The organism is Agromyces sp. Y782 (assembly GCF_059445405.1).
On record NZ_JCAIUG010000001.1, the window covers coordinates 2,743,169 to 2,755,567 of the forward strand.

The 12,399-nt window shown below is 69.0% G+C and carries 16 protein-coding genes; 13 read left to right on the top strand and 3 right to left on the bottom strand.

What is annotated here, in order from left to right; translation table 11 throughout:
* The first annotated feature begins 78 nt into the window (after positions 1-78).
* The 12 genes from folP to cls all read left to right on the top strand — a co-directional run bounded on the left by folP (position 79) and on the right by cls (position 9,704).
* Positions 79-870, top strand: coding sequence for a dihydropteroate synthase (gene folP / locus AC1C2S_RS12395; RefSeq protein WP_495353246.1), 792 nt, complete (start codon positions 79-81; stop codon positions 868-870).
* The gene (gene folB / locus AC1C2S_RS12400) at positions 863-1,249 is read left to right on the top strand and encodes a dihydroneopterin aldolase (protein ID WP_495352829.1); all 387 of its coding nucleotides are present in this window, start codon (positions 863-865) and stop codon (positions 1,247-1,249) included. The genes folP and folB overlap by 8 nt, the downstream gene beginning before the upstream one ends.
* Positions 1,246-1,731, top strand: coding sequence for a 2-amino-4-hydroxy-6-hydroxymethyldihydropteridine diphosphokinase (gene folK, locus AC1C2S_RS12405; RefSeq protein WP_495352830.1), 486 nt, complete (start codon positions 1,246-1,248; stop codon positions 1,729-1,731). The genes folB and folK overlap by 4 nt, the downstream gene beginning before the upstream one ends.
* Complete coding sequence (locus AC1C2S_RS12410) at positions 1,728-2,201, top strand: DUF3180 domain-containing protein (RefSeq protein WP_495352831.1); 474 nt, start codon at positions 1,728-1,730, stop codon at positions 2,199-2,201. Before folK ends, AC1C2S_RS12410 begins: the two co-directional genes overlap by 4 nt.
* Positions 2,194-2,727 (top strand): PH domain-containing protein, encoded by a 534-nt coding sequence (locus tag AC1C2S_RS12415; protein WP_495352832.1) that lies wholly within the window; start codon positions 2,194-2,196, stop codon positions 2,725-2,727. The genes AC1C2S_RS12410 and AC1C2S_RS12415 overlap by 8 nt, the downstream gene beginning before the upstream one ends.
* Complete coding sequence (locus AC1C2S_RS12420) at positions 2,724-4,547, top strand: PH domain-containing protein (RefSeq protein WP_495352833.1); 1,824 nt, start codon at positions 2,724-2,726, stop codon at positions 4,545-4,547. Before AC1C2S_RS12415 ends, AC1C2S_RS12420 begins: the two co-directional genes overlap by 4 nt.
* A complete protein-coding gene (locus AC1C2S_RS12425) occupies positions 4,537-5,295 on the top strand; it encodes a Rossmann-like and DUF2520 domain-containing protein (protein WP_495352834.1) in 759 nt (252 codons plus the stop codon). Before AC1C2S_RS12420 ends, AC1C2S_RS12425 begins: the two co-directional genes overlap by 11 nt.
* Complete coding sequence (gene panC / locus AC1C2S_RS12430; protein WP_495352835.1) at positions 5,292-6,158, top strand: pantoate--beta-alanine ligase; 867 nt, start codon at positions 5,292-5,294, stop codon at positions 6,156-6,158. Before AC1C2S_RS12425 ends, panC begins: the two co-directional genes overlap by 4 nt.
* Positions 6,159-6,241: 83 nt before the next feature.
* Positions 6,242-7,789: a lysine--tRNA ligase gene (lysS, locus tag AC1C2S_RS12435; RefSeq protein ID WP_495352836.1), complete on the top strand. Its 1,548-nt coding sequence runs from the start codon at positions 6,242-6,244 to the stop codon at positions 7,787-7,789.
* Positions 7,790-7,804: 15 nt separating this feature from the next.
* Positions 7,805-7,963, top strand: coding sequence for a hypothetical protein (locus AC1C2S_RS12440; RefSeq protein ID WP_495352837.1), 159 nt, complete (start codon positions 7,805-7,807; stop codon positions 7,961-7,963).
* A 93-nt stretch (positions 7,964-8,056) separates the two neighbouring features.
* Positions 8,057-8,233, top strand: coding sequence for a hypothetical protein (locus AC1C2S_RS12445; protein WP_495352838.1), 177 nt, complete (start codon positions 8,057-8,059; stop codon positions 8,231-8,233).
* A gap of 4 nt (positions 8,234-8,237) precedes the next feature.
* A complete protein-coding gene (gene cls / locus AC1C2S_RS12450) occupies positions 8,238-9,704 on the top strand; it encodes a cardiolipin synthase (RefSeq protein ID WP_495352839.1) in 1,467 nt (488 codons plus the stop codon).
* 39 nt (positions 9,705-9,743) lie between these two features.
* Here the strand turns inward: cls and AC1C2S_RS12455 are convergent, their stop codons facing one another.
* Positions 9,744-10,796, bottom strand: coding sequence for a pirin family protein (locus AC1C2S_RS12455; protein WP_495352840.1), 1,053 nt, complete (start codon positions 10,794-10,796; stop codon positions 9,744-9,746).
* A 60-nt stretch (positions 10,797-10,856) separates the two neighbouring features.
* Here AC1C2S_RS12455 and AC1C2S_RS12460 point away from each other — a divergent pair, with 60 nt between their 5' ends.
* Positions 10,857-11,339 (top strand): hypothetical protein, encoded by a 483-nt coding sequence (locus AC1C2S_RS12460; protein ID WP_495352841.1) that lies wholly within the window; start codon positions 10,857-10,859, stop codon positions 11,337-11,339.
* Here the strand turns inward: AC1C2S_RS12460 and AC1C2S_RS12465 are convergent.
* Positions 11,332-11,580 carry a helix-turn-helix domain-containing protein gene (locus AC1C2S_RS12465; RefSeq protein WP_495352842.1) on the bottom strand — a complete coding sequence of 83 codons (249 nt, stop codon included), beginning with the start codon at positions 11,578-11,580 and terminating at the stop codon, positions 11,332-11,334. The genes AC1C2S_RS12460 and AC1C2S_RS12465 overlap by 8 nt on opposite strands.
* The gene (locus AC1C2S_RS12470; protein WP_495352843.1) at positions 11,580-12,200 is read right to left on the bottom strand and encodes a hypothetical protein; all 621 of its coding nucleotides are present in this window, start codon (positions 12,198-12,200) and stop codon (positions 11,580-11,582) included. The genes AC1C2S_RS12465 and AC1C2S_RS12470 overlap by 1 nt, the downstream gene beginning before the upstream one ends.
* Positions 12,201-12,399: the final 199 nt, after the last annotated feature.

The following is a 12,399-nucleotide window of genomic DNA, read 5'->3' on the forward strand; positions in this document are numbered from 1 at the left end:
GAGCACTCGCTCGCCGAATCCGTCGAAGCGCTGCAAGAGGCGCCTCCCTTCGACAGGCTCGGGGAGCCGATCCTGGTCATGGGGGTCGTCAACGTCACACCCGACTCGTTCAGCGACGGCGGCAAGTGGTTCGATGCCGACGCGGCGATCGCGCACGGACTCGAACTCGTCGCCGAGGGTGCCGACATCCTCGACGTCGGGGGCGAGTCGACGCGCCCGGGCGCGGCGCGCGTCGAACCAGAAGAGGAGTTGCGCCGGGTGATACCGGTCATCCGGGCGCTCGCCGGTCGCGGCATCCGTCTGAGCGTCGACACGATGCGTGCGACCACCGCGCTCGCGGCCGTCGAAGCGGGCGCCGAGATCATCAACGACGTCTCCGCGGGCCTCGCCGACGCCGCGATGGGCGCGATCGCCGCCGAGACCGGAGTGCAGTACGTCGCGATGCACTGGCGCGGCCACGCCGACCGCATGGACGACTTCGCCGACTACGACGACGTCGCCGTCGAAGTTCGCGACGAACTCGCCCAGCGGGTCGACGCACTCGTGGCCGCGGGCGTCGCGCCCGAGAAGCTCATCCTCGACCCCGGACTCGGCTTCGCCAAGCGCGGGGAGCAGAACTGGCAGCTGCTCGGGCGACTCGACGTGCTCGCCGGGCTCGGGCTGCCGATCCTCGTGGGCGCTTCGCGCAAGCGATTCCTCGGCGCGATGCTGCCGGCCGAGGCATCCGTCACCGACCGTGACCTGCCGACCGCCATCGTGAGCGTGCTCTCCGCCGATGCAGGCGCTTGGGGGGTGCGGGTGCACGACGTGCAGGGCACGCGCCGCGCCCTCGACGTCCTCGGGGCGTGGCAGAGTGGTCGACGTGCCTGAACTGTGCAAACGCGACCGGGGCGACCGGATCACCCTCACGGGGCTTCGCGTGCGCGCGCACCACGGCGTGTTCGACTTCGAGCGCACCGACGGGCAGGAGTTCGTGATCGACGTCGCGGTCGCGGTCGACCTGGCCGCCGCGGCATCCACCGACGACCTCGACCGCACCGTGCACTACGGCGAACTCGCCGAAGCGGTCGTCGCCGCCGTCGAACGCGACCCGGTCGACCTCATCGAGACGGTCGCTGAACGCGTCGCTGTCGTCGCGCTCGGCTTCGCGGCTGTCGACGAGGTCGAAGTCACGGTGCACAAGCCGCAAGCACCCATCAGCGTTCCTTTCGCGGATGTCGCGGTCACGATCGTGCGGGGGCGGTCATGACGCGCGCCGTCATCGCGTTCGGGGCGAACCTCGGCGATCGTGAGGCGACGATCGCGGCCGCGACGCGTGAGATCGCCGAGACCGACGGCCTCGTGCTCGTGGCGGTGTCGCCGGTCTACGAGACACCCGCGATCAGAGACGCGGGCGTCGACGACGATGCGCCTCGATACCTCAACGGCGTCGTCATCGTCGAGACGAGCATCGACCCGCACGCCCTGCTCGACGTGCTGCAGCACATCGAGCGCGAGCACGGGCGGGTGCGTTCCGAGCACTGGGGCGATCGCACCCTCGACCTCGACCTCATCGACGTCGGCGGCACCGTGATCGCCGACGATCAACTCGTGCTGCCGCATCCGCGCGCTTGGCAGCGGGCCTTCGTGCTGGCGCCGTGGCTCGATGTGGAGCCCGACGCCGTGCTGGCCGCGCGCGGGCCGATCGCCGCTCTGCGCGCAGCCGCAACCGACGAGGTGGTGCGCCGGTGAAGCGTACGCACGTCTCCACGATCATCGCGTTCGTGCTGGCCGGGCTCGTCGCGGGCTACCTCGTCGACCTCGCGACCGTCTCCTCCGGGGCGAAGGCGCTCGTGCCCCCCATCTCGCTGCCGATCACTCTGACCGGTGTCGCGATCCTCGTCGTCGCCTTCGCGTGGCCTATCCGGCGCGCAGTGAAGGGCAAGTCGACGAAGCACCTCGACCCCTTCCGGGCGATGCGCACCGCGGTGCTTGCGAAGGCGTGCAGCCTGAGCGGAGCGCTCGTCTTCGGTTTCGGGCTCGGCATCACCCTCTTCCTCCTGACCCGCAGCGTCGTGCCTGCGCCGTCGACCATCTGGCTCGCACTCGCGACGGCGATCGGTGCGGCGCTCCTCATGGCCGGCGGCCTCATCGCCGAGCACTTCTGCACGCTTCCGCCCGACGACACCGAAACCGAGAAGGAAGAACCCGCTCATGCCTGAACTGCCCGGCACGCAGCCCGACGTGACGGGTCCTGAACTGCCCGGCACGCAGACCGCGGCATCCGATACCGGCTGGCAGCGCGTCTCACCGAAGTACCTCGTCGTCGAGGTGATCGGCTCGATCATCGGCATGGTGATCTTCGTCGGCGCACTGCTCGTCGTGTACTTCCTCTGGCAGCAGCAGTGGGCGCTCTGGATCGCGATCGCGATCGCCGTGGCCTCGATCATCGGCATCGCGTTCGAGCCGCGCCGGGTGCGCTCGATCGAGTACCGGCTGCGGGCCGACGACCTGTTGTTCCGGCGAGGCATCATGTTCCAGCGACAGGTGGCGGTGCCCTACGGGCGCATGCAGCTGGTCGACATCACCCGCGGTCCGGTCGCGCGGTGGCTCGGGCTCGCCGATCTCAAGTTCGTGACGGCCGCCGCGTCGACCGCGGTGACCGTGCCCGGGCTGCCGATGGAAGAGGCCGACCGCCTGCGCGACGAGCTCGTCGCCCTCGCCGAGTCGCGCCGGGCGGGGCTGTGAGCCGAATCGAGCGCCCGCAGGGGGTCGTGAACCTCGCCGACGGCGAGTGGCACCGCCTGCACCCGGCGAGCCCGTTGCTGCGCGGCGGTCTCGTGTTCATCGCGGTGATCGGCTTCCTGATCGCCAACCTTCGCGAACGGGTCGTCGACATCTGGATATCCGTCTTCGCGCCCGAGGCGGGCGAAGGGCTCGACGCCGAGTACGGCGGGTGGCGTCAAGATTGGGCGAACGACCCCGTGGGCGGCATCGTCTCCAACGGGCTCGTGGGGTGGGCCATCCTCGGCCTCGCCGTCGTGATCCTGGCTGTCGTGGTCGCCTTCTGGCTGTCATGGCGCATGCACTCGTTCCGGGTGACGCGCGAGGCGGTCGAGGTGAAGAGCGGCATCTTCTTCCGCTCTCATCGAAGCGCCAGGCTCGATCGCATCCAGGGCATCAACGTCAACCGGCCGTTGTTCGCACGACTTTTCGGTACCGCGAAGCTCGAGGTCTCGGTCGCCGGCCAATCGGCGAACGTGCAGCTCGCCTATCTCGGCTCGGCGCTGGCCGACGCCCTGCGGGCCGACATACTTCGGCTGGCGTCTGGTGCCCGCGCCGAACGGGAACAGGGCCCTGGCGCCGCCCGGGCCGCAGTATCCGGCGAGGTCGCGGCCGGCCCCGAGCGTGACGGGGGCGCAGGCCCGGCCGTCGTCCCGGGCACCGACACGGGCGTCGCGTCAGGAGTCGACCCGAGCGGCGCGCACCAGCCCGTGACCTCCCGCGCAGGCGCGATCGTCACCCAGCGCGTCGGCGAGTTCCTCGCGCCCGAGCTCGACCCCGAGCTCGCGCCGCCCGAGTCGGTCGTGCACCTGCCGATCGGGCGCGTCATCGGATCGACCCTGCTCGGCGGTTCGACGCTGTGGGCGATCATCCTCGTGGCGATCATCGTGGTGGGCGTGACGACAGGCCAGATGTGGGTGCTCTTCAGCTTCGTGCCCGCGGGGATCGGTCTCGTGAGCTACATGTGGACCCGCATCACGAAGTCGCTCCGCTACTCGATCGCGGGCACGCCCGATGGCGTGCGCATCGGTCACGGGCTGCTCTCCACCGCGAACCAGACGATCCCCCCGGGGCGCGTGCATGCGATCGAAGCGACGCAGTGGGTGTTCTGGCGGCCGTTCGGGTGGTGGTCGGTGCGCATCAACGTCGCCGGACAGTCGGTCTCCGCCTCCGGCGATGCCGCGCAGCGCACCATCGTGCTGCCGGTCGGCATGGCGGCCGACGTGCACCGGGTGCTCGGTCTGCTGCTTCCGGATGCCGCGGCCGACGTCGAACCGCTCGTCGACGCCGGCCTCACCGGCCGGGGCGGCGCCGGCGGCTTCTCGAGCACGCCGAAGCGCGCCGCATGGCTGCGGCCGTTCTCGTGGCGACGAATCGGAATCGCATCCGCCTCCGGCGTCGCGGTGATCCGGCGGGGTGCGCTCGTGCGCAGCCTCAGCCTCGTGCCACTCGCGCGCATGCAGTCGCTCGCGGTGTCGGTCGGCCCGATCGAACGCGCACTCGACCTCGCGACCCTTCGCCTCCATACCGTCACCGGCCCGGTCACGGCGCTGCTGCCCGTCGTCGAGCGTTCCGAGGCGACGGCGCTCTTCGAGCGTCTCTCGCACGAAGCGGTCGAGCGTGCGGCGAGCGACACCTCTCACCGCTGGGGCGCGGTCCCGGTCGCGGCATCTGCTGCATCCGCTGCGCTCGCTGAGCCCGTCGAAGCGCACCCGGGCTCGCCCTCCCTTCGGCAGGCTCAGGGAACAGCACCCGACGGAACGGAGCAGGATCGTGTCGGCTGATCGTCCGGGCCGGCTCGGTGTCGGCACCATCGGCGCCGGACGCGTCGGCGCGGTGCTCGCGTCAGCGCTCGCGGGTGCGGGGCACGCCCTCACGGGCATCTCCGCCGTCTCCGACTCGAGCCGCGAGCGAGCCGCGGCGATGCTGCCGTCGGTTCCGGTACTGACGATCCCCGAGATCATCGAGCGCAGCGAACTCGTGCTGCTCGCCGTACCCGAAGACGAGCTCGGCGCGCTCGTCGCGGGTCTCGCCGACGCCGGCGTCTGGCAGCCCGGGCAACTCGTGCTGCACACCGTCGCACGCTTCGGCACCGAAGTGCTCGATCCCGCGCGACTCGCGGGGGCCATCCCGCTCGCCGTGCATCCCGCCATGAGTTTCACCGGCACGAGCGTCGATCTCGCCCGACTGCCCGGCACCTGGTTCGCGGTCACCGCTCCGGCGCCGGTGCTGCCGATCGGGCAGGCGCTCGTCGTCGAGATGGGCGGCGAACCCTTCATCGTCGCCGAGCGAGACCGCGCGGCTTACGGCGAGGCGATCGACACCGCGGTGTCGTTCTCGAGTGCGATCATCGACCAGGCGAGCAGCCTCCTCGATGGCATCGGCATCGCCCGCCCGGGCGCCGTGCTTGCGCCGCTCGTGCGCTCCTCCGTCGAGAACGCGCTCGCAAGGCACGACGGCGGCGCATACGCCGAGGGGGCAGATACGATCGACGGGGCCGGTACCGACTGGACGCTGGGAGGTGGCGCGTGACCGAGGTCGCCGCGGGCACGCGGGTGGTGCCGACGATCGCCGAGCTGCGCGAGCTGCTCGCCGAACGGCGCGCGGCCGGAGCATCCGTCGCCCTCGTGCCGACCATGGGCGCCCTGCACGACGGTCACCTCGCGCTCGTCGCGCGTGCGCGTGAGCTCGCCGACGTCGTCGTGGTGTCGATCTTCGTGAACCCGCTGCAGTTCGGCCCGGGTGAAGATCTCGACCGCTACCCGCGCACCCTCGACGCGGATGCCGCGGCGCTCGCGGTCCTCGGCGTGGAGTTCGTGTTCGCTCCGACAGTCGCCGAGATGTACCCGAGAGGCGAGGTCGGCACGACGCTCACCGCCGGTCGGGTGGGGTCGCTCTACGAGGGTGCATCGCGCCCGGGTCATTTCGACGGCATGCTCACCGTCGTCAGCAAGCTGCTGAACATCGCCCTCCCCGATATCGCGGTCTTCGGCCAGAAAGACGCGCAGCAGGTCTTCCTCGTGCGCAGCATGGTGCGCGATCTCGACGTACCCGCCGATATCGAGGTCGTGCCGACCGTGCGTGAAGCCGACGGGCTGGCTCTCTCGAGCCGCAATCGCTACCTCGACCCGGCGCAACGTGCAGCGGCGCTCACCCTCTCCGAGGCGCTCAAGGCGGCGCATGAGGCGGCCCCCGACGGTCTCTCCGAGGTGCTCGCCGAGGCCGCCGCCGCGTTCGGCGACCACGACGAGGTCACGCTCGACTATCTCGTCGTCGTCGATCCCGAGACGTTCCTGCCGGTCGCCGATGACGCGAGAGGCGAGGCCGTCGTGCTCGTCGCCGCCCGCGTCGGCGCCACCCGGCTCATCGACAACGCGACGATCACGCTCGGCTGACGGCCGGCGTCTCGACGGGCTCAGCCCGCAGGAGCGCACAAGTAGGCTGGTGCACGCACCTTTTCGCACGACGAGAGAGAACGATGGCCGACAACCACACGGGCGCCACGCCCGAGCCCACTGCCGAGGAGATCAGCGCCGACCAGATCAGCGCCGACGAGATCTCCGAGCAGAAGGCCGTGCGGCTCGCCAAGCGCGAGCGGCTGATCGCGTCATCCGAAGACCCGGCCTTCGGCGCGTACCCGGTGCGCCTGCCGATCACGGCGACGATTCCCGGCGTGCGCGACCGGTTCATCGGCCTCGGCGTCGACGAGGCGAGTGGCGTGCAGGTCGGTGTCGCCGGCCGCGTCGTGCACTCCCGCAACACCGGCAAGCTCTGCTTCGCCACGCTGCAATCGGGCGACGGCAGCCGCATCCAGGCGATGGTCTCCCTCGCCGAGGTGGGCGAGGAGTCGCTCGCCGAGTGGAAGGAACTCGTCGACCTGGGCGACCACGTCTTCGTCGCCGGCGAGGTCATCACGAGCCGCCGCGGCGAGCTGTCGATCATGGTGAAGGAGTGGCGCATCGCCTCGAAGGCGATCCTGCCGCTGCCGAACCTGCACAACGAGCTCTCCGAAGAGATGCGCGTGCGCAGCCGTTACCTCGACCTCATCTCGCGCGAGCAGGCCCGCAAGAACGTCATCGACCGCGCGAAGGTCAACGCGAGCCTCCGCCGCACCTTCGATGGGCTCGGCTTCATCGAGGTCGAGACGCCGATGCTCCAGGTCATGCACGGCGGGGCATCCGCTCGCCCGTTCGTGACCCAGTCGAACGCGTTCGACACCGAGCTGTATCTGCGCATCGCGCCCGAACTGTACCTGAAGCGCGCGGTCGTCGGCGGCATCGAGCGCGTGTACGAGATCAACCGCAACTTCCGCAACGAGGGCGCGGACTCGACGCACTCGCCCGAGTTCGCGATGCTCGAGGCCTACGAGGCGTACGGCGACTACACCACGATCGCCGACCTCACCCAGAAGCTGATCCAGGATGCCGCGATCGCGACGTCGGGTTCGCACGTGGTGACGTGGGCAGACGGCGCCGAGTTCGACCTCGGCGGCGACTGGCCGCGCATCTCGATGTACGACTCGCTCTCCGAGGCGGTCGGCGAGACGATCACGGCGTCGACGGCGGTGGAGCGCCTGAAGCAGCTTGCCGACGAGGCCGGGGTCGAGGTCGACCACCCGCTGCCCGGCAAGTACGTCGAAGAGCTGTGGGAGCACCACGTGAAGTCCGGCCTCGAGCGCCCGACCTTCGTCATGGACTTCCCGCTCGACACCTCGCCGCTCGTGCGCGAGCACCGCTCGGTCCCGGGCGTCGTCGAGAAGTGGGACCTCTACATCCGCGGCTTCGAGCTCGCGACCGGCTACTCCGAGCTCGTCGACCCGGTCGTGCAGCGCGAGCGCTTCGTCGAGCAGGCGAAGCTCGCCGCGGGCGGCGACCCAGAGGCGATGCGCCTCGACGAGGAGTTCCTGCGCGCGCTCGAGTTCGGCATGCCGCCGTCGGGCGGCATGGGCATGGGCATCGACCGGCTGCTCATGGCGCTCACGGGTCTCGGCATCCGCGAGACGATCCTCTTCCCGCTGGTCAAGTGAGCTTCAAGTGAGCGGATGCCCCAGATGAACGACTTCCTTCCGAAATCCGAGCTCGAACCCGAGCAGGATCCCAAGCGCCCCTCGAACGCGCGCCTCGGAATCTGGATCGTCGTCGGTGCGATCGGTCTCTACCTCGTCGGCTCGGGCGTCTGGGGCCTCATCGCCGCCGGTTGACCGGCTCTCACCGCTTGCCCTTCCCGTTCTCGGGCAGCGGCGCAGTGCCGTTATGCGGCGAAACCGGGTAAAGCCCCGTATCCTTGTAGCTCTATGGACGAATTCTGGGCGAATGCGATCTGGTCGCTCGCGCCGACCGTGCTCATCGGGCTCATCTTCTGGTTCGTGATGCGCGCGATCATCCACTCCGACCGCAACGAGCGCAAGGCGTACGCCCGCATCGAGGCGGAGGAGCGGGCGAAGCTCGCCCAGCACCGACCGGCAGCGTGAACACGTGACCGCGGAGCAGACGACGCTGCTCGTCGCGGGCATCGTCATCGTCATCGACATCATCGTCCGCATCACCGCGATCATCGTGGTGCCGCGCAACCGCCGCCCGACCGCGGGCATGGCCTGGCTCCTCGCGATCTTCTTCGTCCCGTACATCGGGGTGCTGTTCTACCTGCTCATCGGCAATCCGAAGCTGCCGAGGCACCGGCGTCGCAAACAGGCCGAGGTCGACCGCTACATTCGCGAATCGACGCACGGTGTCGAGCGGGTCAGCGATCCCGGTGACTGGCCGGCCTGGTTCGAGGGCGTCGTGCGCCTCAACCGCAATCTCGGCTCGATGCCCCTCATCGGCTCCAACAGCGCGAGTCTCATCGGCAACTATCAAGGCTCCCTCGACGCGATGACCGCGGCGGTGCACGATGCGAAACGCTACGTGCACGTCGAGTTCTACATCTTCGCCTACGACACCACGACGGCGCCGTTCTTCGACGCGCTCGGCGAAGCAGTCGCTCGTGGCGTCGAGGTGCGTGTGCTGCTCGATCATGTGGCGTCGTTCCGGGTGAAGGGCTACCGGAAGACGCTCAAGCGGATGACCGAGATGGGGGTGCGGTGGCAGCTCATGCTGCCCGTGCAGCCGTTCAAGGGCAAGTACCAGCGGCCCGACCTTCGCAATCACCGCAAGATCCTCGTCGTCGACGGCGAGGTCGGCTTCATGGGCTCGCAGAACGTCATCGACCGCAGCTACAACAAGCGCAGCAACATCCGTCGCGGCCTGAAATGGAAAGAGCTCGTGACGCGCGTCGAAGGGCCGATCGTGGCCGGGCTCGATGCGATCTTCGCCACCGACTGGTACCTCGAGACCGACGAGGAACCGGTTCGCGACCTCGCGGCGTCGCTCGACCAGCCGGGCGAGGCGCAAGATCTCGACTGCCAGGTGGTGCCGAGCGGGCCGGGGTTCCCGAACGAGAACAACCTCAAGCTCTTCCTCGCGCTGCTCTATGCCGCTGAAGAGCGCATCATCATCACGAGCCCGTACTTCGTGCCCGACGACGCGATGCTCCGCGCGATCAGCGGGGCGACGCAGCGCGGCATCCACGTCGAGCTCTTCGTCTCGGAGATCGGCGACCAGGCGCTCGTGTATCACGCGCAGCGCTCGTACTACGAGGCGCTGCTCCGCGGAGGCGTGAAGATCTTCATGTACAAGGCGCCGTACATCCTGCACTCCAAGCACTTCACGATCGACGACGACGTCGCCGTGATCGGCTCGAGCAACATGGACATCCGCTCGTTCGAGCTCAATATGGAGGTGTCGCTGCTCGTGCGCGGGGCCTCGTTCGTACGCGAGATGCGCGCCGTCGAAGACGGTTATCGGCGTGACAGCCACGAGCTGACGCTCGAGGCGTGGATGAAGCAGCCGCTTCGATCGACCGTGCTCGACAACCTCGCGAGGCTCACTTCGGCGCTGCAGTAGCGGGCGCCGTCGCTCGCTGAGCCCGTCGAAGCGGGACTGCTACTTGCGCGGCTTCAGTCGCACCGTCGGCAGCTCGGGCGCGGGCAGCGGCGCGCCGTCGTAGCCCGCGACCGTGCCGAACCGCCCGTCGGGGTTATCGCGGCCGATGACGTCGGCCTGCCATTGCCGACGGAACTCGACGATCTCGTCGTGGCTGCGGCCGATGAAGTTCCACCACATCACGAGCTCTTCACCGAACGGCACGCCGCCGAGGAGGATCACGCGCACGGGTTGCGCCTCGGCCGACAGGCGGATGCGGCGAAGCCCGGTCTCGAGATAGGCGAGCTCGCTCCATGCGGCGGTCGTCGAGACGGTGTCGGTCGAGAAGCCGCCGATCGCGGCATCCGTTGCGCTGATCTCGACGGGGCCCGAATCGACGAGCACACCGTGTTCGAACGCGGGGTCGAGGTCGAGGTCGACGGTGCCGAACGGTGGCAGGTCGAGTTGCGCGCCGAGCAGCGGCGAGAACACGGTGACGGCGCCGCCCTGAGCCTGCCGAACGGATGCCTCGGGCGCGCCGCCGACCGGCAGGGAACCGACGAACACCCGCACCGTGGCGTCGCCCACGACGACCGGTGCGATGTCGGCGTGTTCGAAGAAGGGGCCGACATGCCGGGAGGCCTCGGGAAGCGCAACCCACAACTGCACCCCGTGCAGCCGGGTGGTCTCGGGCGTCGACACCTCGGAGTGCGAGATGCCTCGGCCCGCCGTCATGAGGTTCACGGCGCCCGGCCGCACCGTGGCGTGGCTGCCGGCTGAATCGCGGTGCTCGATCTCGCCTTCGAAGAGCCAGCTCACGGTCTGCAAGCCGGTGTGCGGGTGCGGCGGCACGACCATGCCGGCGGTGACCTCCACGTCGTCGGGCCCGTAGTGGTCGGCGAAGCACCAGGCGCCGATCGTGGTGCGGCCCCGCTGGGGGAGCGTGCGGCGCACGTTCATCGCTCGCGGCCCGCCGAGCGGCACGTCGCGTGGAGCGAGCACCTGCACGACCGCGCCCATGGGTTCGTCGGGTCGCGAGAGCACTTCGACCGGATCGCGTTCCTGGTTGCTCATGTCGAAAATAGTACGCGGGTGCCCGCGCACGAGAACCGGGGCGACCGTTAGCATGAAGGTATGGCTCCCTCGATGCGCATTCGTCGCGCTGGTCTCCTCGCTCTGGCGGTCTCGTCGGTGTTCCTGTTGTCGGCATGCAACCCGTCGGGCAGGGCAGCAGAGAACTTCCCCGGTGTTCCGGTCAGTGCCGATGCCGAGGCTGTCGACGTCGAGGAGGGTCCCGACACGGCCGGCGACGAAGAAGAGGCGCAGTCGTCCGAAGACGGCCCCGTGGTCGTGTGGTGGGCCGAAGGCGGTCAGCTCGCCCTGACCATCTCGGGCAGTTCGACGTGCCCCGTGATCGGCAAAGAGATCCGTGTGCTCGAGAAGGCCGGCGAGGGCAACCGCGTTGCGATCGATCTCGTCGAGCAGCCCGAAGGTCAGGTCTGCACGATGGACATCGTGCCCCACACGACGCTCTTCTGGACGCCGGTGTACGTGACGACGACTGAGCCGCTCTACGTCGAGGTGAGTGGCACAGAGGTCGTCGTACCGATCAAGTAGCCTCGGCCAGGTTCGGCCGGAGCACGAGCAGTTCGCCGACCTCGCAGTCGAGTGCGTCGCAGATGGCCTGCAACGTCGAGAAGCGGATGGCGCGAGCGCGGTCGTTCTTCAGCACGCTGAGGTTCACGACGCTCACGCCGACGAGCTCGCCGAGTCGCGTGAGCGTCATGCCGCGTGCCTCGAGCAGCTCGTCGAGCCGGCAGTGGATGTCGGATGCCTCGTCGGGTTCGGCCGGAGCCATCAGACGAGACCCTCGGTTTCGCGCTGGAGGCGCTCGCCGACTGCGAAGACGGTCGCGGCCGTCGCTGCGATGAACGTCAGGAGGATGAGCGGGAACAGCTCGACCGAGATCACCACGTTGTCGAAGGTGCGGTCGCTGAGCACGGCGAATGCGCCGTTCGCAGCCATGTTGCCGAAGAACGGCACCGCGAAATAGCCCACGATGCCGGTGAATCCCGCAATCGTGACGAGCACGGTGTTGGTGCGGCCGAAGACGATGCTCCTGCTGACATTCCGTGCGAGCCACACGAGGCAGACCACGAGGCCGACCACCACGACGGCCATGATGACCTGCTGGATGACGAGTGACCAGAGCGACGCCGCAGGCAGAGAGGGAGCGGTGATGATCGCGCGATCGAGTTCGACCGTGATGGGAGCCCCGTCGACGCCGATCGGTGCGGCGGCCGTGGTGCCGGTGAACTCGGCCATCACGGGAACGTCGTGATTCGGAAGCACTTCGATGATGCGGGCGACGGACGACCAGACCGCCCAGATCGCGATGCCGATGCCGGCGACCATGAAGATCCACAGGGCGACGGCGTCGCTTCGCTTGACGGTGGGAGTGGGGATGGTGGCGCTCATGTTCTTCCTAACGAATATCGATAATAACGATAAACGATATGGTACGGAGGTCGCTCGACCCTGTCAACGGTCGGCGGCCGAGCCGCGGCATCCGTCGCCGTCACGGTCCGTCAACCCCTGCCTGAGCTCTGCGCCGAGGGCGAACAACGGCCTCGCGGCCCCCTCTGCTGGTTACGCTCTTCATATCGGCGCCCCTACC

What these genes read in the sequence shown, in the direction of transcription:
- AC1C2S_RS12440 (WP_495352837.1), top strand. Translation starts at nt 7,805, where the DNA reads ATGCCCCAGATGAACGACTTCCTTCCGAAATCCGAGCTCGAACCCGAG.
- lysS (WP_495352836.1), top strand. Translation starts at nt 6,242, where the DNA reads ATGGCCGACAACCACACGGGCGCCACGCCCGAGCCCACTGCCGAGGAG.
- AC1C2S_RS12455 (WP_495352840.1), bottom strand. Translation starts at nt 10,796, where the DNA reads ATGAGCAACCAGGAACGCGATCCGGTCGAAGTGCTCTCGCGACCCGAC.
- AC1C2S_RS12465 (WP_495352842.1), bottom strand. Translation starts at nt 11,580, where the DNA reads ATGGCTCCGGCCGAACCCGACGAGGCATCCGACATCCACTGCCGGCTC.
- folP (WP_495353246.1), top strand. Translation starts at nt 79, where the DNA reads ATGGGGGTCGTCAACGTCACACCCGACTCGTTCAGCGACGGCGGCAAG.
- AC1C2S_RS12415 (WP_495352832.1), top strand. Translation starts at nt 2,194, where the DNA reads ATGCCTGAACTGCCCGGCACGCAGCCCGACGTGACGGGTCCTGAACTG.
- AC1C2S_RS12445 (WP_495352838.1), top strand. Translation starts at nt 8,057, where the DNA reads ATGGACGAATTCTGGGCGAATGCGATCTGGTCGCTCGCGCCGACCGTG.
- AC1C2S_RS12460 (WP_495352841.1), top strand. Translation starts at nt 10,857, where the DNA reads ATGGCTCCCTCGATGCGCATTCGTCGCGCTGGTCTCCTCGCTCTGGCG.
- AC1C2S_RS12470 (WP_495352843.1), bottom strand. Translation starts at nt 12,200, where the DNA reads ATGAGCGCCACCATCCCCACTCCCACCGTCAAGCGAAGCGACGCCGTC.
- folK (WP_495352830.1), top strand. Translation starts at nt 1,246, where the DNA reads ATGACGCGCGCCGTCATCGCGTTCGGGGCGAACCTCGGCGATCGTGAG.